A 17843-nucleotide genomic window follows, 5' to 3' on the forward strand; every position below is an offset into this window, starting at 1 on the left:
ATGGATACGTTGACCCGCCTCGAAGCCACTATCGCCAAGCGGCTCACCGCCTCGCCCGATGAAAGCTATGTCGCGAGGCTCAATAGCAAGGGGCTGGCCAAGATTGCCCAGAAAGTGGGCGAAGAGGCCGTCGAAACCGTGATCGCCGCGATGAGCGGGCCGCGCGAGGAACTGGTGTCGGAAAGCGCCGATCTGCTGATGCATCTGGTGGTGCTGCTGCAGAAGAAGGGCGTGGCGCTGGATGAAGTCATGGCCGAACTGGACCGGCGCGAGGGAGTTTCTGGCCTTGACGAAAAAGCGAGCAGGAGTGCCTGATGCCGATCGACGCGACGAAGCCCTACGATGACGAGAATATCTTCGCCAAGATCCTGCGCGGTGAAATTCCTTCGACCAAGGTTTACGAGGACGATTGGGCCTACGCCTTCGAGGACATCAATCCGCAGGCCGAAGTGCACACGCTGGTGATCCCCAAGGGGCGCTATGTCAGCTGGGACGATTTCAGTGCCAAGGCCGGGGCGGAGGAAATTGCCGGTTTCGTGCGCGCCGTTGGAAAGGTGGCGCGGGACAAGGGGCTGGTCGAGCCGGGATACCGGATGATGGCCAATGTCGGCGCGCATGGCGGACAGGAAGTTCCCCATCTGCATGTCCATCTCTTCGGGGGTGAACCGCTCGGCCCGATGATTGCGCGTCGTTAGTCGCGCCCAAGAGTCGCTTCGTCGTTTGCGATTGCGCGCTGTTCGGGCGGTGCGCTAGATGCGGGCGCCTATGGACGTGAGGCCCAACACCCCCGACGGCGTAATCGACGGCGACCGGCATCTCTATGCGGTGCGTACCTATTACGAGGACACCGACCTTTCCGGCATCGTCTATCACGCCAACTATCTGCGCTGGTTCGAACGCGCCCGCTCCGATTTGCTGCGCCGACTGGAGATAGACCAGCGGGCCGCCATCGAGGAAGGCGGCGGCGCTTATGCCGTTTCCGAGATTAACCTCAAATATTTGCGTCCTGCAAAGCTCGACGACGACATTGTCATCGAGACCCGCTGCACGGAATTGAAGGCTGCATCCTGCCGAATGCACCAGACAGCTTCGCGCGGCGACGAATTGCTGGCCGAGGCACATTTGCGCGTCGGCTTCGTTTCACCGGGCGGGCGGCCAATCCGCCAGCCTGCCCCATGGCGCGAAGCTTTCGCGCGTTTTGTCGATACGACTGAGGATTGATGACGACTTTATCCCTAATCGCGATTGCCGCGCCGACCCGGCTCGATCCGGTCCAGCTTTTCCTCGATGCCGATATCGTGGTGCAGGCCGTGATGGCGGGCCTGATCCTTGCCAGCATCTGGGTCTGGACCATCATCATCTCCTTCACGCTGCGCATGAGCCGGATGAAATCCGCCCAGACGCGCTACGAAACCGAATTCTGGCAGGCCGACCAGTTCGACCGCTTCATGAGCGAGCGGGGCAATAAGGACCTTCCTTCCGCCCGCGTCGCGCAAGCGGGCGTGGCCGAATGGCGCCGTTCGACGAAGGGCGAAATCCGTGATCGCGAGGCGCTGCGCAACCGGATCGCCGCAGCCATGGAAAGCCAGGTCGCGCAGGAAGCTGACGAGGTGGCGGAACGGCTCAACTTCCTTGCCACCGTCGGCTCCGTGGCTCCCTTCGTCGGCCTGTTCGGCACGGTCTGGGGCATCATGAACAGCTTTTTCCAGATAGGCGCACAGGAAAGCTCGTCACTGGCAGTCGTCGCCCCCGGTATTTCCGAAGCGCTCTTTGCCACGGCCATCGGCCTGTTCGCCGCCATTCCGGCGGTGATCGCCTATAACCGCTTCAGCCATTCGGTCGAGCGGTTCGAAATCCGCCTGACCCGCTTCTCCGACAAGCTGCACGCCAGCTTCAGCCGCCAGTTGGAGCAGCGCTAACATGGCGATGAGCCTAGCCTCCGGCAAAGGCACCCGTCGCCGGCGCGGACGCGGCGGGCGGCGGCCCATGGCCGAAATCAACGTCACGCCTTTCGTCGACGTCATGCTAGTGCTGCTGATCATATTCATGGTGACGGCGCCGTTGTTGACGGCAGGCGTTCCCATCCAGCTGCCCGACAGCCGGGCCGACGCGCTGCCGCAGGAACAGCAGCAGGTCGCCATCAGCATCGACAGCGATGGCTATGTCTACATCGACGACAATCAGGTTCCGGTCGGCGAATTGCCGCAGGCCCTGGAATCGATTCCGCAGACTGGCGACGGACCGGATGTGACACTGCGCGCCGACCGTGCGCTCGGTTACGGGCGCGTGATGGCTGTGATGGGAGAGCTCAACCGTGCCGGGCTCAATCGCATATCGCTGGTGACCAATGGCGGGCAGGAACGCGCGCTGGTCAACAGCGGTTCAGGAACCGGGGAATAGCCAGCGATCATGGCAGCAGTCGGCATCAGGGGAGAAGAGCGCAGCGGGTTGATCGTGGCCGTTACGCTGCATCTGGTGGTCCTGGCAGGACTGGTGATCCAGGCGCTGCAGGAAACGCCCCCGATTACCAAGCCCGAACGCATGGTGGTCAGCCTGGCAGAAGATGTCGGCCTGGAATCGACAGCACCCGATCCTGTGCCCGAAAGCGCGGCAGCCATCGCCCCAACCCTGTCCGATGTGCCCGCACCCACTCCGGAAATACTTGAAGCACCGAGCGAACCGGTAGTCGAGCGACCTAGGCCCAAGGTCCAGTCCCCCGTGCCAGCCCCTGCGCAAAAGTCTCAGCCACGCCGTGAGAAGCCGCGCGAAACGGCCAAGCCGCAGCCCAAGCCCAAGGCCGCGGAAAAGGGCGGCGGCTCTGCGATCGGCAGTGACTTCCTCGCCGGGGCGGGAGACAGCACCACGACCACTGAGACGCGCACGCCGGCTTCCAAGATCGGGGCGAGCACAAAGGCTTCGCTGGTGCAGTCGATTGCCCGCGACATAAAGCCCCATTGGCAACCGCCCAGCGGGCCCGAAGTCGAACAGATCACGACCTTTCTACGGTTTCGCCTGAATAGCGACGGTAGCCTTTCCGGCAGGCCGACAGTCGTGCGGCAGACCGGGATCAACGATACCAACAGGGCGCAGGCCAGCCGCCATGCCGAGCAGGCGATCCGCGCGGTCCAGCTTGCTGCCCCCTTCAATCTTCCCGAAGAATATTACGAAGCCTGGAAGGTCGTCGGCCCCTTCAGCTTCGATTGGAGACTAGCCCAATGAAAAAGCTCATCATCGCCACCCTCGCGTTCGCGGCCAGCCCGCTTGCAGCGCAGAACCAGGATCTTGGAGAGCCGATCGGCGAAGGCCAGGAGGTAGAGACGATCGAGGAAGAGGAGGGGCTTACCGGCTCGGTCAGCTTCGAAGGCAATCTTGACGATCTCGGCATCGCCATCCCCGCCTTCGCCACTGATCGCAATGCGCCCACTCCTGCGAACGCCAACGGCACCGAAGCGCTGGGTCTCGAACTTGCCCGCGTGATCACGTCCGATCTGCGCAACAACGGGCTGTTCAAGCCGACCGGGCCAGATTCCCTGCCTAAGCCGAGTTTCGCCAACATCACGGCGCCGGTCTGGTCGACTTGGGGAGTGCGCGGGGCGGAAATGCTGGTCCACGGCTATGTCCGCGCGCGGAGCGATGACCGGCTGACCGTCGGCTGCTATCTCTACGATATGGCTCTGCAGCAGCGCCTTGTCGCCGAAGGTTGGGTTGTTGCTCCCGCCGACTGGCGCCGCGCTGCGCATAAGTGCGCCGATCTCGTCTATTCGCGCCTGACCGGGGAAAGCCCGTTCTTCGACAGCCGTATCGCCTATATTGCGGAAACCGGCCCTAAGGATAACCGCACCAAGCGCCTCGCCATCATGGACAGCGATGGTGCGAACCACCGCTTCATCACCACCGGCCGCTCCACTGCGCTGACGCCGCGCTATTCGCCCGATTACAAGAAGCTGGTCTATCTGAGCTATGTCGACGGCAATCCGCGCATTTATGTCTACGACATCGGCACCGGAAAACAGACGCTGGTCACCCAGAGCGAAAATCCGACCTTCGCGCCGCGCTGGAGCCCGGACGGTCGCTGGATCCTCTATTCCATGGCCGTTGGCGGCAATACGGATATCTATCGTGTTTCCGCGCAGGGCGGCCGCAGCGAACGGCTGACCGACACTCCCGGCATCGACATCGGCGGGTCCTATTCGCCCGACGGCAGAAGCATCGTTTTCGAAAGCGACCGTTCGGGCGCGCAGCAGTGCTACGTGATGAATTCCGACGGTGCGAACCAGCGCCGGATCAGCTTTGGCGGCTCGCGCTGCGCGACGCCAGAATGGAGCCCGCGCGGTGACCAGATCGCCTTCACCAATTCCAGCAGCTTCAATGTATCAGTCATGACCCCGTCGGGCGGCAATGTCCGCACGTTGACGCGTGGCTGGCAGGATGAAGCGCCGACCTGGGCGCCCAACGGCCGCATCATCCAGTTCTTCCGCACCGAACGCAACACGGGCAAGACTTCGCTGTGGCAGGTCGACCTGACCGGTGAGAACGAGCGGAGCCTGCCGACCCCGGTCGATGCCTCGGATCCGGCCTGGGGACCGATCCTGCCTTAAGATCATTGGTCTATTCATGGGGACGGTTAAGTCCGGGGCCTAAAAAGAATTCCACCGCTGTTTAAAAGGGGACAGCTTTATGAATACCCGTTTTGCTACTGCAATGATCATGACGTCGGCGCTTGCGCTGGCAGCCTGCCAGAAGAAAGCTCCGGAAGAAATTCCGCCACCGCCGGTCGACAACACTACGCCGACCCCGACGCCAACGACGACAGCGCCCGGCGTGGGCAGCATGGAGCATTTCCTGCAGGCTGTCGGTCAGGCGAACTCCATCGTCTATTTCGACACCGATCAGTACAACATCGACGCAGAAGACAGCGCCAAGCTCCAGCGTCAGGCGCAGTATTTCAACCAGTACCCCAGCGTCACCTTCACCATCGAAGGTCATGCCGACGAGCGCGGTACGCGTGAATACAACCTCGCCCTTGGCGAACGTCGCGCCAATTCGGCCAAGAACTACCTCGTATCGCTCGGTATCCCGGCCTCCCGCATCCGTACGATCAGCTACGGCAAGGAGCGTCCGGTCGCGCTTGGCTCGAACGAATCTGCATGGGCGCAGAACCGCCGCGCAGCTACGGTGACGATCAACTGATCTTTATCGGTTAACCTACATCGAGCCCCGGCCCCAGCGCCGGGGCTTTTTGTTTGGGCGTCTCCCGCGAAAAGGGCCGCCTTTCCTTGCCAATACCGCCAGTATCCCTAAATTGGCGCCTATGCCCGCCTTATCCCATAAAAATGCGCCGCTCCGCTGATGGCGAAAGCACGGCGTTCGAACGACTGGGGCTTCCCCCGCTGGCGTGGTTACGAAGAAAGCCGCGAAGCCGCCACCGTGCGGCTGTGCGATCGCTATGGCTGCGAAGAGCGCGGCGATTGCCCAGCCCCCAAATCGCCCAACAGCCCCGAGCGCTGGTATTTCTGCCAGAAGCATGCGGCGGAATACAATTCCAAGTGGGATTATTTCGAAGGGCTGGACAAGGCGGAGAAGGAAGCGCGCACCAAGAGCGAGCAGGCGGAGAACGCTGGCTATGCCGAAGCGCAGCATTATGGCTGGGGCGGCGCTGGCGATGGCAGCCGTTCGGCCGATGAAATGCGCGCGCTGGAGGTGCTCGAACTGGAATCCGATGCGGATTTCGCGGCAGTCAAAAAGGCGTGGCGGGTCAAGGCCAAAGCCGTGCATCCGGATGTGAAGCCGGGCGACAAGGACGCAGCCGAGGCTTTCCAGAAATACCAACTCGCGTACGAAATTCTGAAATCGGCCGAAGAGCGGCGCGAATGGAAGGGGTGAGCCCCTCCGGCGCCCAGCTTGTATCAACGCGACATTAATCCTTCTTTCGGGGGTCCGGCGATATCAGCCACCGGAAGCTGGGAGGGTGTGATGAAGGCACGCACAAATGTCCGCCGCGGGACCGATATCGTTTTGCATTGCCGAATTCCCGTGGACCGGGCCCAGGCAATTCTTTGCGACATTTCCGACACCGGCTGCCGCATCCAACTGTTCGACGGCTATGTGAACAAGGGCACGACGATCTTCTTCGAGCTCGACGAACAAACCGATCTAGCCGGACAAATCGTTTGGGTTCAGGGCGGCGAAGCAGGGGTGCGTTGCATGCACAAACTCAGTCCTGCAGCGCGAAAGGTGCTGGAAATCTGAGCTTTGCTGATCCGTTTTACGACGCTCGAAAAATCGAGTTGACGGCAATACTAACTATTCTACGCTTCAAGCCTGCTAATCGGGGATCGGCATGGCTTTTACAGCTTATATCTCTTCGCTTTTGTTCACGCTCGTTGCTGCAACTGTCCCTCCGCCAGTAGTTAAAATTCCTCAAAACAATCCAACGGAGATCGCCATGTGGTTTCCTGGCGAAGTGGAATGTGCGAATGGCGCTGCCCCACGGGCTGGGGATATTTTGCGACCGTTCAATACGGTCTTCGGCAATCTGCGGAATGGCGATGACCTCCTGACGCTTGCTTTCGCAATCGACGATGAGGGGCGTCCACATTCGATCGACTGGGCCAGCGGATCCGAGCGGACCTTCGCAGATGCGCCCGCTGCTTTGGCCGGGAGCCGATTTGAGGCTGGCATGCCAGCCGAGGATTGCCGCATAAGTTACCGCGCAAGCACCGCCACGGTCGAGCAAGCGCCCTTTGCCGAGTTGATTTCGCTCAGTATCTCGCCAGATGGCCCAAGGCCGCCGAGAGAGGTGTGGGACCGCGTATATGGTTCGACCGAGTGCGCCAAGGCGCCTCGCCCCCAGCAATTGGTCACGGTGATGCCGGAGTTCGCGAAGCTTCCAGGCAAGCCCGGCGCGCGCGCTTGGACGCTGATCGGGTTCGACATTGGTGAGGATGGTGAAACACGGGCGGTAAAGGTGGTGGCAAGTACTGGCAATGAGACGCTGGATGATGCGGGTCTCACAGCGATCAGCGAATCGCGCTTCGCAAGTGGCACGCCCAAATCCGGCTGCCTTTATCCCTATTGGCGCAATCCTGTGCGGTTGCCTGCGCCAGAGAAACCCCAGTCCGACGGGTCCTGCGAAGGCTTGCCCGACTGGGACTTCCCTCCGGTCCTGCGCTATCCGGAAGCGTTTGAACGGCGGCTGATCGAAGGCTGGGCGCTGGTCCGTTACGATGTCGCTTCGTGGGGAGAAACTGGAAACGTCGAAGTGGTCGATGCTCAGCCGGCCAGCGCTTTCGGTACGGCTGCGGAGATGATGATTAGACGAGCCAAATATGAAGCCGACGGGAAGGGCGCGACTAATTGTACGACGCTGGTATCTTACGTTCTTCCCGACGAAAGGGGCTCGCTGGATCAGTCCGGAGACAGCCAGCCGGATTGATGCTCGTCAAGGGCTTTGCAGACGCCGGGTAACAGCAGCTGCCATCCTCTCTCCCAAGTCACTTGCCTGTTCGGGATAAAGGTAAGGTTCGATGGCTTCCGCTTCCATCACTGCCAGTTCACCCGAAGGCAGCCGGGCCATGTCCACGCGGCAGTAGAGCATATCGTCAAAGGGCAATGCGGCGAATACGGCGCTGGCCTGGGCCAGATCCTCGGGCTGCGGCTCGAACGCATGTTCGATGCCACCATATAGTGACTGGATGCGATATTCACCCTCGGCAGCGCGTTTCAGGACGCCGTGGCTGTATTCGCCATCGATGAAAACGAAGGTATATTCCCCTTCCTCGACCACGCTGGGCAGGAATGGCTGGATCATCGCCGGTTGACCCATGCGCCATCCGGGCTGGGGTAGGGCGTCTTGGCCGAAGCTGTGCTGGCCAAGTCCGCCCGCGCCGATCTGGCGCTTCACGACCACGCGTGTCGCTTCGAAGGCGTCGAGCGCGATGGCGACATCGCTGCTTTTTACCTCGTCGAACCACAAGGTCGGGATAGTGGTCACCCCGGCATCACCGAGTTGCTTCAGGTACCGCTTGTCGCCGTTCCAGCGCACGACTTGTGACGGATTGCATACTCTGATGCCGCGCGCTTCCAGCGCTTCCAGTTTCGCAACGAAGTCGCCGAAGTGATCCTGATAATCCCAAGCCGTCCCGAGCAGCACGAGCGCAATATCGGCAAAGTCCTCCAGCGGGGCCCGCCAGTCGATTTCGACCAGCTTCAGCCCTGCCGCCTCGAAGGCGGGACGCAATGCGCCGACCTCGAGATCGTGTTCAAAGGCATCGCCCCTGCGCGGACCGCCGCCGGGCAGCGTATCCGCGCAGGCCAGAAAACCGATGCGGATCAGACTGCCTCCAGCGCCTGTTCGAAGTCGGCGATGAGGTCGTCGGCATCTTCGATGCCGATCGATATACGCACGAGATTGTCCGATATGCCCAGTTCAGCGCGGCGCCCTTCTGCGACCGACAGGTGGGTCATCGATGCCGGATGGCTTGCCAGCGTTTCCGTCCCGCCGAGGCTGACCGCGAGCTTGGCGATCTTGAGGCTGTCGAGGAAGCGGAAGCATTCCGCCTCGCCGCCCTTCAGCAGCAGTGAGAAGGTAGACCCTGCACCGAGACAGTGGCGGTCATAAATGTCCTGCTGGCGCTTGTCCTTGATCATGCCGAGATAGCCGAGACCTTCGACCTTATCATGCTTCGACAGGAAATCGCACACCTTCGCGGCATTCTCGCCCGCGCGGCTCATGCGCAGTTCGACCGTTTCAAGGCTGCGGCAGAGCATCCAGGCGGTGTTCGGATCGCAGATCCCGCCCATGGTGTTACGCAACATGCGCACCGGGTCCATCCACTTTTTCGCGCCTGCGATGGAGCCGGCGACGAGGTCCGAATGGCCGCCGACATACTTGGTCAGCGAATAGCAGACGATGTCCGCGCCATGTTCCAGCGGGCGCTGCCACAGTGGGCCGAGGAAGGTATTGTCGATGGAGATCGGGCATTCGAGCCCGGCGGCGTCTACGGAGGCGCGCACCGCTTCGATATCTACCAGAGCATTGGTCGGATTGCCCGGACTTTCGAGATAGACCATCGCGACCTTGCCGCCGTTCTCATCTGCCATGTCCTTGGCCTTGGCCAGAACCCCGTCGATTTCCTCGCGCGTGGCACCGGCGGGAAAGTCGACATAATCGATGCCCCAGCGCGACATCCACTTCGCCACGAAGCCTTCGGTAGCAGCGTAGAGCGGTCCAGAATGCACGATTACGTCGCCCTTGCTGGCATAGGCAAGCATCAGCACGCAGATCGCGGTCATGCCGCTGGAGAAGGAAAGCGCGTCTTCCGCCCCGTCCCAGACCGACAGGCGGTCTTCGAGGATTTCCTGGTTGGGCGCGTTGAAACGCGAATAGACGAGGCCGTCCGCGCCGCCCGGACGCTTGCCGGTGATGCCTTCGAAATGGCGCTTGCCATCGGCGGCGCTGGGAAATGCGAAGGTTGAAGTCAGAAAGATCGGCGGCTTAAGGCTACCTTCGGATAGCGTGGGGTCGAAGCCGTGGCCCATCATCAGCGTGCTGGGCTTGAGTTCGCGTCCCGCAATCTTGGTGACTTCGGGCTTTGGAGCCATGCGGGGGCTGGTGGGATCGATATCGTTGTCGCTCATACGCTTGGAGCATCCTTCCTGATGTCTCGCTCCCAGGAAGGCGGGAGCTGATGGTCGGTGCGGGGCACCCGTTCCTAACCTCCGCAGGAACGCATCTCCGCCGCATAGCCGGTATGCGCCAGCCTCTATGTCGGTTCCTCGCTGGTTTCAACTGAGATGAAACCGGCTAGAAAAATGGACCCGGTCGCTCGTGAGGTGAAGAAGTTCGGATAAGGCCAAAAAGCAACCACTCAATAGCTGGAGCTTAGTGGGTCCAGTCCAGTGACAGGCTGTCGACGTGCCAGCGCAATTGCTCAGCAGTGGCCCCTGGAACATCATTGACCCGCTTCAGGATTAGCTCGCCGTCATAATTGACCGGCCGTCCCGATGTATCCGTCGCGGTGATGTTCAGCGGAGCTGTGTAATAGCTCGAGCCGGCTGCGCCTTCCATGCGGCCGTTGTCGACGGCAACGGAAATGTCCGCGAGGTCAGCGAAGTGGCCGGCCCATTGCGTCTTGGGCCACTTCCGCTTGCTCGCATCGTCCAGCATCGCCCAGGCTTGATCGAATTCCTTCAGTTCGATTGCACGGGCAAAGGAAGTGGCGATATTGCGCGCACCTTTTTCAGTCTTTTCGGCTTCGGGAGAAAGTGGGGGCGGCGTGAGATCGGGGTAGCCGTCATTAACACGACTGTTGGGCTGACCGCTGGAAACAGGAGCGGGCGGCGGTGCAGCAGACATTTCGTCCGCCCTGGCGTGCTGATCAGATCGGGGATCTGGCTGCCCATCGACACTGCTGGAATCACAGGCGGCGAGACCTAAACAGCCAAGTGCGATGACGATAGGTGCTTTTGCTTTCATGAAAAGATAATCGGGAAACGATATCAATCGTTCCCCGATCACTATAGTATGCAATGAAAGGCTTTACTTGCCTATTTCGGCGCGAGCACCATCACCATCTGACGGCCTTCGAGACGTGGGAAGCTTTCGACCTTTGCAGTCTCTTCCATATCGTCGCGTACGCGGTTCAATAGATCCATGCCCAACTGCTGGTGCGCCATTTCACGGCCGCGGAAGCGCAGGGTGCACTTCACCTTGTCGCCGTTCTCGATGAACTTGTTCACATTACGCATTTTCACGTCGTAATCGTGATCATCGATGTTGGGACGCATCTTGATCTCTTTGATTTCCTGCGTCTTCTGCGTCTTACGCTGCAGGTTGGCCTTCTTCTGCGCCTCGAAGCGATATTTGCCGACATCGAGGAACTTGCACACCGGCGGGTCCGCATTGGGAGACACTTCGACGAGGTTGAGGCCCAGTTCATTGGCCTGCTCGGTCGCTTCGCGGGTGTACATCACCCCAAGGTTTTCGCCTTCGTGATCGATCACGCGGACCTTGGGGACATTGATCATGTTGTCGTAGCGCGGGCCGCTTTTCACGGGCATTTGCATGCTGCGCCGGGGTGGACGGGCTATGGGGTAATCTCCTTGGTTACTTCTGGATGTACATCTTCGTTCAGAATGCCCCGATGTAGGCACTGTTCCGCAGATTCGCAAAGGGGTTCGGATTCTAAGGCCCGGTTTTGCGCGGCGGCGTGGCTATCACGCAGCGTTCGACCATAGATTGAAGCGGGCCAGCCGACCCTTGGCTGGAACTACTGCGTCGATCGTGTCCGCCGGCTGCAGCGCCCTCAGGATGGCCGGATCGGCAGCGTTCATGCCGCCGGTGTACGCTCCGAATGCGGGCAGGATCATGCGGCCGGAAGGCTTGCCATCGGTGCCTTCATTCGCGCTTACTACGGCGCAGGGACGGCGGATGTGGCGGCGGTGAACTGTCAACTGCAGGCGCGGGTGGTAATGCCCTGATAGCTCGGGACGCGTTTCACCCTTTTGCGCGCGGTGACGAAGGATCGTGCCGCCGATTTCCAGCTCTTCCACCAGCGTTCCGCCGCAGCGAGCCTCCATGTCGGGATCGTGATTGCCAGTGATCCAAACCCAGTCGACTGCCTTGGTCAGCGCTTCGAGCATACCGCAGGCATGAGGTTCGAGCCGGGCGGAACCTTTCGAATCGTGGAAATTGTCACCCAGCGTAATGACACGCCGTGCTCCGGTTTCGCGAATGGCCAGCGCAACGCGTTCCAGCGTCTCGCGGCTGTCGTAGGGCGGGATCATCTGCCCGTGGCCGGCAAAGAAGCTGCCCTTTTCGAGATGCAGGTCGGCGACCAGCAGAGCATGCTCACGCGGCCAGTAGAGCGCGCGACCTTCTGTCAGGAACCATTCCTGGCCTGCGAACGAAAGGGGAACCATGTACCGCTATTGCCGCGTGGGCGCCGCAATGGCAAGGGCTTGTGCATGACCGACTGGACCGAGCAAACCCAAACCGCGCGCACATGGTTCGAAACCCTGCGCGATCGTATCTGCGCAGAGTTCGAGGCGATCGAGCGCGAGGCCGGTAGCGCGGCTGTGTTTCAGTACGACAGCTGGAACCGCGTGGAAGAGGGTAATGAAGATCCAGGCGGCGGCACGCGGGGACTCATGAAGGGTAAAGTCTTCGAAAAGGTCGGCGTTAACGTATCCACCGTGCGCGGCAATTTCGCGCCCGAGTTCGCTGCGTCGATCAACGGTGCAAGCGAAGAGAACCCCGGTTTCACGGCGACCGGCATCAGCCTGGTTGCGCATATGGCAAACCCGCATGTGCCAGCCGTGCATATGAACACCCGCTTCCTCACCACCCAAGCGGCCTGGTTCGGCGGCGGGGCGGATCTCAATCCGCCGCTGCCTTACGAAGAGGATACTGAGGAATTCCACGCCCGCTTCCGGGCGGCCTGCGCGGCCCATAACCCGACCTATTACGACCGCTTCAAGAAATGGGCGGACGATTATTTCTATATTCCCCACCGCGGCGTTCATCGCGGTGTGGGAGGCATCTTCTACGATCACCTGGAGTGCGAGGATGAAGTGGGCTTCGGCCGCAATCTCGCTTTCACGAAGGATGTCGGCGAGGCGTTCCTCGACATTTATCCTAAGCTAGTCCGCCGCCGGATGAAGCAGGAATTCACGCCCGCCGACAAAGCCCAGCAACTCGAATGGCGCGGGCGCTATGCCGAATTCAATCTCGTCTACGATCGGGGAACGCTGTTCGGCCTGAAGACCGGTGGCAATATCGATGCGATTCTGATGAGCCTGCCGCCCGAGGCGACCTGGAGCTGATTGCGCTTTTCGGTGCCGCAACATCGGCGTAGGAGCTCCCGATGCGCGCGTTTAGCGACCCGGTTCGCCTGATTCCTCTTCTCTTCGCTGCGGCAATACTCGTGGGAGCGGGGCTGCTCATGCTGCCTTTCGCCACGGTAGACGGGCGGGGCGCTTCGGGCGTCACGGCCTTCTTCACCTCGACCTCTGCTGTTTCTGTCACCGGCCTCATCGTGGTGGATACAGCAACCTATTGGACAGCTTTCGGCAAGGGAGTGATCCTGCTGCTGTTCCAGGTCGGCGGTTTTGGTATCATGACGGCAGCGACGCTGTTCGGCCTGATGGCGGGACGCGGCTTCGGACTGCGGGAAAGGATCGCAACCAGCGTGGAGCGCAGCCGGCTGGAGGTGGGCGATGCCCGGTCCGTATTGGCTCTCGTCTTCAAGGTCACCCTTACAGTGGAAGGTGTGGTCGCACTGATCCTGACACTGCGCTTCATGCTCGCTTACGACTTCCCCTTCGAGCAAGCCCTGTGGCACGGCGTGTTTCATTCAGTCAGCGCGTTCAACAATGCGGGCTTTTCAAGCTTTTCCGACAGTGTGATGAGCTATCAGAAAGACAGTGTGATCCTGGTACCGATCATGCTTTCGGTCATCATCACCGCGCTCGGTTTCCCGGTGATGCAGGACGTGCGCCACCACGGCTTCTCGTGGCGGGCGTGGACGCTGCATTCGAAGATCACGCTGACAACGACGGTTGCCCTGCTGCTCGTCGGCTTCGTGGCGATTGCGGCGAAGGAATGGACGAACCCCGCTACTCTCGGCCCCATGGGCACCAGCGCAAAGCTGCTCAATGCCGCCTTCCATTCGGTCATGCCGCGCACGGCAGGCTTCAATAGCCTGGATGTCGGCGCTTTCCGCGGAGAGACATTGCTGATGAACTATGTTCTAATGTTTATCGGCGGGGGAAGCGCGGGCACCGCGGGCGGGATCAAGATCACCACTTTTGTTGTCCTGCTGGCGGTTGTGGCGTCCGAAATTGGCGGGCGGCGCGATGCGGAGATATTCGGTCGGCGGCTCGGCTACGGTGTTGAGCGGCAGGCCCTGACGGTGACCGTCGCCGCATCGGTGCTGATCATGCTGGCATCGATGTATATCCTCGCCATTACCCGCTTGCCGATGGAGGACGTTTTGTTCGAGACTATCTCCGCCTTCTCGACCGTCGGCCTGTCCACCGGCATCACCGCCAAGCTGCCGCCCACGGCGCTGGGTGTGCTTGCCTTCCTGATGTTCGTCGGCCGCGTGGGAACCATTACCGTTGCGACGGCCTTGGCACTAGGCGGCGAACCTCGACCGTTCCGTTATCCCGAGGAGGATCCCATTGTCGGCTAAGAAGCGTAATCCCGTCCTGGTTATCGGCCTTGGCCGTTTCGGCGGTTCGGTCGCCCGCACGCTGGAGCGGATGGGGCACGAGGTGCTGGGCGTCGATCATGACGGGACGCGGGTCCAGGAGTATGCGCCGCATTTGACACAGGTCGTCGAGGCTGACTGCACCGATACACGCTGCCTCGACAAGCTCGGGGCGAACAGTTTCGAATCCGTCGTGGTCGGCATTGGCAGCGATATCGAGGCGAGCGTGCTGGCTGTGCTGGCGCTTTCGGATCTCGGTGTGCAGAATATCTGGGCCAAGGCGACCAATGAAAACCACGGCCGCATCCTAGAGCGGACCGGTGCACATCATGTCGTTTTTCCCGAACAGCGCATGGGTGAGCGCGTGGCGCGGATGCTGAATGAGCGCCTGCTCGATTTTATCAGCTTCGGTGACGACTTCGCCATTGCTCGCGTGGCCGCGCCCGAAACCATCGTTGGCCTGCCGCTGGTGACCAGCGAATGCCGCAAGAAATTCGATGTCACCGTGATCGGCGTGAAGCGCCGCGGCGAGGATTTCATCCACGCCATACCCGACACGCTAATCATGCCGGGCGACCTGCTGGTGGTATCCGGCAAGGTGGAAAACCTTGAGGCCTTCGCCGCGCTGCAGCCCTCTACTGCGGAACCTCAGCCTTCGGGGGCGTAGACCCTGACCCAGTCGACCAGCATCGCGACCTCGCCCGACTTCACCGCATCGACTGTATCCTGCGGTACGCCGTTGTAAGGTTCTTCGATCCGGTTGGTCTTGAACGGATAGGCACCGCCCATCGCGAAATTGAGAATCAGGTATTTCTCATTGTCGAAGCGCCAGTCGCCATAATTCTCCACCATCGGGCGGGTAACGCGGTAGTGGACATGACCGTCGATCAGGAAGTCGATCTGCCGGTCGGTCCATTCCACGGCGTAGGTATGCCAGCTCGTGACATCAACGCCTTCAGGAAAGAAGAACTTGTTTACCAGCGGCGTCTCGCCTGAGTAGCCGGGGCCGTGCAGGGCCACGCCGACCCAATCCTTTTCGCCGACATATTCCATAATGTCGATCTCGCCCGTGCCCGGCCATTTGTCGTTGCCGAGTAGCCAGAAGGCGGGCCAGACCCCGACATTGGCAGGCATCTTTATCCGCGCTTCCGCGCGGCCATGTTCGAAGTCGAACTTTCCCTGCGTCTCGATCCGGCCTGACAGGAAAGCTGCCTTGCGGTCCCGGTTCGGATCAATGCCCGGCTTGAATACCGGGCGCAGCATCAGCACGCCGCCATCGGCTCCTTCGATCCCGTCGATGAAATTGATAGTCGCTGGGTCGTCGACATAGGCCTGCTGTTCGTTGTTGACCCAGAAGTCGGTGCCGATGACAATCCATTTGTCCCGGTCGAGCGTGCCAGTGTTGAATTCGTCTGCGAAGAGCAACTCACGCTCCGCCGAAGGTTCGCCGTGCGGCGAGGTCGGCATTTGCGTTGATTGCGCGGAAAGCGGCCCTGCGGTTGCGAGCGCAAGTGCTGAGGGCAGGGCAGTGAAGATAGTGCGGATCATGAACCTCTCCCAAGATTTCTGTGAACGTTCTCATGGCCGATCCTTGGGGAGAAGGCCAGCCTTCGGGTACGATTGCACGTCTCGGGCTGGATAAGCGCGCCCGGATCGGCAATAGGCATTGCAGCATTTGGACAAGGCCGGCCCATGCCGGCTCCGAGGTTTTTCAGGAGAATTCCATGCGTCGCATCGCCACTGCCCTTTCGCTGCTGCTTGCCAGCACCGCTTGCACTACCGTTCCGTCGGAAGGCGGATCGATGACGGCGGGTGAACCGATGGTCTCGCCGATCCTGACCGGTGCCGATGCGGTGGACAGCATGACCTATGCGCAGCCACAGGTGGCTCGGGTGACGCATGTCGATCTTGACCTGGCGCTCGATTTCGATCGCAAGCGAGTGACCGGCGTCGCCAATCTCGATATCCTCGCGCGGCCCGATGCGGGTGCGATCGTGCTCGATTCCAATGGACTGGAGATTGTGGGGGTGCGCGACGGCGCGGGCAATCCGCTGGCTTGGAAGCTGGGCGATACCGTCAGCGAAGGCGGCAAGGGCGCGCCGCTCACGATTACCATGGGCAACGCCCGCGAAGTGCAGATTCAGTACGCCTCCGCTCCCAATGCCGAGGCGCTGCAATGGCTGACTCCCGAACAGACGGCGGGCGGTCAGTATCGCTATCTCTTCAGTCAGGGGCAGGCGATTCTCAATCGGACCTGGATCCCCACGCAGGACAGCCCCGGCATCCGTCAGACATGGGCAGCGCGCATCACCGCACCCAAGCCGCTCGATGTGGTGATGAGCGGCGTCCGTCAGGGCGAGCCCGAAGATCTTGGCAACGGCCGCCGCGCTTTCCGCTTCGTCATGGACAAGCCAGTCCCGCCGTATCTCATAGCGATTGCCGCAGGCGATATCGACTTCGCCGCGATCGGTCCGCGCACCGGTGTCTGGGCCGAGCCGTCCACACTGGCGCGCGCGCGCGCCGAGGTGGGCGATACGGAAGAAATGGTCGAGGCAGCGGAAGAACTCTACGGCGATTATCGCTGGGGCCGCTATGACATGATCGTGCTGCCACCGTCCTTCCCTTATGGCGGGATGGAAAACCCGGTGATGACTTTCCTCACGCCGACCTTCATCGCGGGCGATCGGTCGAACAACGGGCTTGTGGCGCACGAGCTGGCGCATAGCTGGTCGGGCAATCTGGTCACCAATGCAGTCTGGGAAGACAGCTGGCTGAACGAAGGTGTGACCTCCTATTTCGAGAACCGGATCGTGGAAGCCGTATACGGCAAGAAGCGCGCCGAACAGGAAGCCGCGCTGTCTTTCGCCAATATCGAGGAAACGCTGGCCGAAGTCGGCATGAATGCGCCGGGCACTGCGCTGCACCACAGCACCGACGGGGCCGAGATCGGCAGCGCCATCACTTACGACAAAGGACATTTCTTCCTGCGGACGGTCGAAAGCATCGTCGGACGTGAGCGGTTCGATGCGTGGCTGCGCCAGTGGTTCGACAATCACGCCTTCCAGCCCGCCACGAGCCAGCTCTTTTATGACGACATGATGGCGAACCTCGTGCGCAACGATGCCGAAGCCGAGCAGCTGGCTTTGCGGGAATGGATTTTCCAGCCGGGCTTACCCTCCAATGTGGCCCGTCCGGACCCTGCGGCCTTCGCTGAGGTCGACAGTGCAGTGCAGGCTTATGCCGCATCCAGCTCGATTCCGGCAGCTTACAACGGATGGACCAGCGCCGAGCGCATGCGTTTCCTCGATAATATCCCGAAGGAGCGCAGCGCGGCGCAGTTGTCTGAACTGGATCGGCAGTTGGGTCTCTCGACTACCCAGAACAACGAGATCCTGTTCCTGTGGCTCGAACTGGCGCTGGCCAATCGCTATGAACCGGCCGTGCCTCAGGCGGAGCAGTTCCTCGCCCGCGTCGGGCGAGCAAAGTTCGTGCGCCCGCTATTCCAGGTTCTATGGAGCGAAGGCGAATGGGGGCGCCCGATCGCGAAACGGATCTACGCCAAGACGCGCCCGAGCTACCACGCCGTGACGCGCGGGGCAGTGGACCGGGTGCTGGGAATGGCGGGCTAGG

General features: G+C 61.2%; 21 protein-coding genes. 15 read left to right on the forward strand and 6 right to left on the reverse strand.

What is annotated here, in order from left to right; translation table 11 throughout:
* From ACI2I1_RS15155 to ACI2I1_RS15205, 11 genes are all read left to right on the forward strand, one after another.
* On the forward strand, window positions 1-315 hold the full coding sequence (locus tag ACI2I1_RS15155; RefSeq protein ID WP_404679790.1) for a phosphoribosyl-ATP diphosphatase: 315 nt from the start codon (window positions 1-3) through the stop codon (window positions 313-315).
* Window positions 315-695 carry a histidine triad nucleotide-binding protein gene (locus ACI2I1_RS15160; RefSeq protein WP_221543275.1) on the forward strand — a complete coding sequence of 127 codons (381 nt, stop codon included), beginning with the start codon at window positions 315-317 and terminating at the stop codon, window positions 693-695. Before ACI2I1_RS15155 ends, ACI2I1_RS15160 begins: the two co-directional genes overlap by 1 nt.
* Window positions 696-753: 58 nt before the next feature.
* On the forward strand, window positions 754-1221 hold the full coding sequence (locus ACI2I1_RS15165; RefSeq protein ID WP_404679791.1) for a YbgC/FadM family acyl-CoA thioesterase: 468 nt from the start codon (window positions 754-756) through the stop codon (window positions 1219-1221).
* Window positions 1221-1919, forward strand: a complete 699-nt coding sequence (gene tolQ, locus ACI2I1_RS15170; protein ID WP_404679792.1) for a protein TolQ — start codon at window positions 1221-1223, stop codon at window positions 1917-1919. The genes ACI2I1_RS15165 and tolQ overlap by 1 nt, the downstream gene beginning before the upstream one ends.
* A 1-nt stretch (window position 1920) precedes the next feature.
* Window positions 1921-2400, forward strand: a complete 480-nt coding sequence (locus ACI2I1_RS15175; protein ID WP_404679793.1) for an ExbD/TolR family protein — start codon at window positions 1921-1923, stop codon at window positions 2398-2400.
* Between the two features lie 9 nt (window positions 2401-2409).
* Window positions 2410-3219, forward strand: coding sequence for an energy transducer TonB (locus ACI2I1_RS15180; RefSeq protein ID WP_404679794.1), 810 nt, complete (start codon window positions 2410-2412; stop codon window positions 3217-3219).
* Entirely contained in the window at window positions 3216-4598 is a 1383-nt protein-coding gene (tolB, locus tag ACI2I1_RS15185) for a Tol-Pal system beta propeller repeat protein TolB (RefSeq protein ID WP_404679795.1), read from the forward strand. The genes ACI2I1_RS15180 and tolB overlap by 4 nt, the downstream gene beginning before the upstream one ends.
* 79 nt (window positions 4599-4677) lie before the next feature.
* Entirely contained in the window at window positions 4678-5190 is a 513-nt protein-coding gene (gene pal / locus ACI2I1_RS15190) for a peptidoglycan-associated lipoprotein Pal (RefSeq protein ID WP_221543269.1), read from the forward strand.
* Window positions 5191-5349: 159 nt separating this feature from the next.
* Entirely contained in the window at window positions 5350-5883 is a 534-nt protein-coding gene (locus tag ACI2I1_RS15195; RefSeq protein WP_224812231.1) for a J domain-containing protein, read from the forward strand.
* A gap of 90 nt (window positions 5884-5973) precedes the next feature.
* Window positions 5974-6249, forward strand: coding sequence for a PilZ domain-containing protein (locus ACI2I1_RS15200; RefSeq protein WP_404679796.1), 276 nt, complete (start codon window positions 5974-5976; stop codon window positions 6247-6249).
* A 196-nt stretch (window positions 6250-6445) separates the two neighbouring features.
* Window positions 6446-7435 carry an energy transducer TonB gene (locus ACI2I1_RS15205; protein ID WP_404679797.1) on the forward strand — a complete coding sequence of 330 codons (990 nt, stop codon included), beginning with the start codon at window positions 6446-6448 and terminating at the stop codon, window positions 7433-7435.
* A 6-nt stretch (window positions 7436-7441) separates the two neighbouring features.
* Here ACI2I1_RS15205 and ACI2I1_RS15210 read toward each other — a convergent pair whose 3' ends face one another.
* From ACI2I1_RS15210 to pdeM, 5 genes are all read right to left on the reverse strand, one after another.
* Complete coding sequence (locus ACI2I1_RS15210; protein ID WP_404679798.1) at window positions 7442-8239, reverse strand: RimK family alpha-L-glutamate ligase; 798 nt, start codon at window positions 8237-8239, stop codon at window positions 7442-7444.
* A gap of 92 nt (window positions 8240-8331) precedes the next feature.
* A complete protein-coding gene (locus tag ACI2I1_RS15215) occupies window positions 8332-9639 on the reverse strand; it encodes a cystathionine gamma-synthase family protein (RefSeq protein ID WP_221543265.1) in 1308 nt (435 codons plus the stop codon).
* A 244-nt stretch (window positions 9640-9883) separates the two neighbouring features.
* A complete protein-coding gene (locus ACI2I1_RS15220) occupies window positions 9884-10519 on the reverse strand; it encodes a hypothetical protein (RefSeq protein ID WP_404679799.1) in 636 nt (211 codons plus the stop codon).
* A gap of 29 nt (window positions 10520-10548) precedes the next feature.
* A complete protein-coding gene (gene infC / locus ACI2I1_RS15225; RefSeq protein WP_221543263.1) occupies window positions 10549-11067 on the reverse strand; it encodes a translation initiation factor IF-3 in 519 nt (172 codons plus the stop codon).
* A 150-nt stretch (window positions 11068-11217) separates the two neighbouring features.
* Complete coding sequence (gene pdeM / locus ACI2I1_RS15230; RefSeq protein WP_404679800.1) at window positions 11218-11922, reverse strand: ligase-associated DNA damage response endonuclease PdeM; 705 nt, start codon at window positions 11920-11922, stop codon at window positions 11218-11220.
* A gap of 45 nt (window positions 11923-11967) precedes the next feature.
* Here pdeM and hemF point away from each other — a divergent pair, with 45 nt between their 5' ends.
* The 3 genes from hemF to ACI2I1_RS15245 are packed head-to-tail and all read left to right on the forward strand — an operon-like array spanning window position 11968 to window position 14880.
* Window positions 11968-12825 carry an oxygen-dependent coproporphyrinogen oxidase gene (gene hemF / locus ACI2I1_RS15235; RefSeq protein ID WP_404679801.1) on the forward strand — a complete coding sequence of 286 codons (858 nt, stop codon included), beginning with the start codon at window positions 11968-11970 and terminating at the stop codon, window positions 12823-12825.
* Between the two features lie 41 nt (window positions 12826-12866).
* On the forward strand, window positions 12867-14195 hold the full coding sequence (locus ACI2I1_RS15240) for a TrkH family potassium uptake protein (RefSeq protein ID WP_221543260.1): 1329 nt from the start codon (window positions 12867-12869) through the stop codon (window positions 14193-14195).
* Complete coding sequence (locus ACI2I1_RS15245; protein WP_404679802.1) at window positions 14185-14880, forward strand: potassium channel family protein; 696 nt, start codon at window positions 14185-14187, stop codon at window positions 14878-14880. Before ACI2I1_RS15240 ends, ACI2I1_RS15245 begins: the two co-directional genes overlap by 11 nt.
* Here ACI2I1_RS15245 and ACI2I1_RS15250 read toward each other — a convergent pair.
* Window positions 14862-15761: a family 16 glycosylhydrolase gene (locus tag ACI2I1_RS15250; protein ID WP_404679803.1), complete on the reverse strand. Its 900-nt coding sequence runs from the start codon at window positions 15759-15761 to the stop codon at window positions 14862-14864. The two genes, ACI2I1_RS15245 and ACI2I1_RS15250, sit on opposite strands and share 19 nt — an antisense overlap.
* A gap of 176 nt (window positions 15762-15937) precedes the next feature.
* Here ACI2I1_RS15250 and ACI2I1_RS15255 point away from each other — a divergent pair, with 176 nt between their 5' ends.
* Complete coding sequence (locus ACI2I1_RS15255) at window positions 15938-17842, forward strand: M1 family metallopeptidase (protein WP_404679804.1); 1905 nt, start codon at window positions 15938-15940, stop codon at window positions 17840-17842.
* Window position 17843 lies beyond the last annotated feature (1 nt).

It is taken from the genome of Qipengyuania sp. NPDC077563 (assembly GCF_044901345.1).
GTDB classification, from domain to species: domain Bacteria; phylum Pseudomonadota; class Alphaproteobacteria; order Sphingomonadales; family Sphingomonadaceae; genus Qipengyuania; species Qipengyuania aestuarii.

Excerpts from the sequence above, each read along its gene's own strand:
- ACI2I1_RS15155 (WP_404679790.1), top strand. The coding sequence starts at position 1 with ATGGATACGTTGACCCGCCTCGAAGCCACTATCGCCAAGCGGCTCACC.
- ACI2I1_RS15160 (WP_221543275.1), top strand. The coding sequence starts at position 315 with ATGCCGATCGACGCGACGAAGCCCTACGATGACGAGAATATCTTCGCC.
- ACI2I1_RS15165 (WP_404679791.1), top strand. The coding sequence starts at position 754 with ATGCGGGCGCCTATGGACGTGAGGCCCAACACCCCCGACGGCGTAATC.
- tolQ (WP_404679792.1), top strand. The coding sequence starts at position 1,221 with ATGACGACTTTATCCCTAATCGCGATTGCCGCGCCGACCCGGCTCGAT.
- ACI2I1_RS15175 (WP_404679793.1), top strand. The coding sequence starts at position 1,921 with ATGGCGATGAGCCTAGCCTCCGGCAAAGGCACCCGTCGCCGGCGCGGA.
- ACI2I1_RS15180 (WP_404679794.1), top strand. The coding sequence starts at position 2,410 with ATGGCAGCAGTCGGCATCAGGGGAGAAGAGCGCAGCGGGTTGATCGTG.
- tolB (WP_404679795.1), top strand. The coding sequence starts at position 3,216 with ATGAAAAAGCTCATCATCGCCACCCTCGCGTTCGCGGCCAGCCCGCTT.
- pal (WP_221543269.1), top strand. The coding sequence starts at position 4,678 with ATGAATACCCGTTTTGCTACTGCAATGATCATGACGTCGGCGCTTGCG.
- ACI2I1_RS15195 (WP_224812231.1), top strand. The coding sequence starts at position 5,350 with ATGGCGAAAGCACGGCGTTCGAACGACTGGGGCTTCCCCCGCTGGCGT.
- ACI2I1_RS15200 (WP_404679796.1), top strand. The coding sequence starts at position 5,974 with ATGAAGGCACGCACAAATGTCCGCCGCGGGACCGATATCGTTTTGCAT.
- ACI2I1_RS15205 (WP_404679797.1), top strand. The coding sequence starts at position 6,446 with ATGTGGTTTCCTGGCGAAGTGGAATGTGCGAATGGCGCTGCCCCACGG.
- ACI2I1_RS15215 (WP_221543265.1), bottom strand. The coding sequence starts at position 9,639 with ATGAGCGACAACGATATCGATCCCACCAGCCCCCGCATGGCTCCAAAG.
- infC (WP_221543263.1), bottom strand. The coding sequence starts at position 11,067 with ATGCAAATGCCCGTGAAAAGCGGCCCGCGCTACGACAACATGATCAAT.
- pdeM (WP_404679800.1), bottom strand. The coding sequence starts at position 11,922 with ATGGTTCCCCTTTCGTTCGCAGGCCAGGAATGGTTCCTGACAGAAGGT.
- hemF (WP_404679801.1), top strand. The coding sequence starts at position 11,968 with ATGACCGACTGGACCGAGCAAACCCAAACCGCGCGCACATGGTTCGAA.
- ACI2I1_RS15240 (WP_221543260.1), top strand. The coding sequence starts at position 12,867 with ATGCGCGCGTTTAGCGACCCGGTTCGCCTGATTCCTCTTCTCTTCGCT.
- ACI2I1_RS15250 (WP_404679803.1), bottom strand. The coding sequence starts at position 15,761 with ATGATCCGCACTATCTTCACTGCCCTGCCCTCAGCACTTGCGCTCGCA.
- ACI2I1_RS15255 (WP_404679804.1), top strand. The coding sequence starts at position 15,938 with ATGCGTCGCATCGCCACTGCCCTTTCGCTGCTGCTTGCCAGCACCGCT.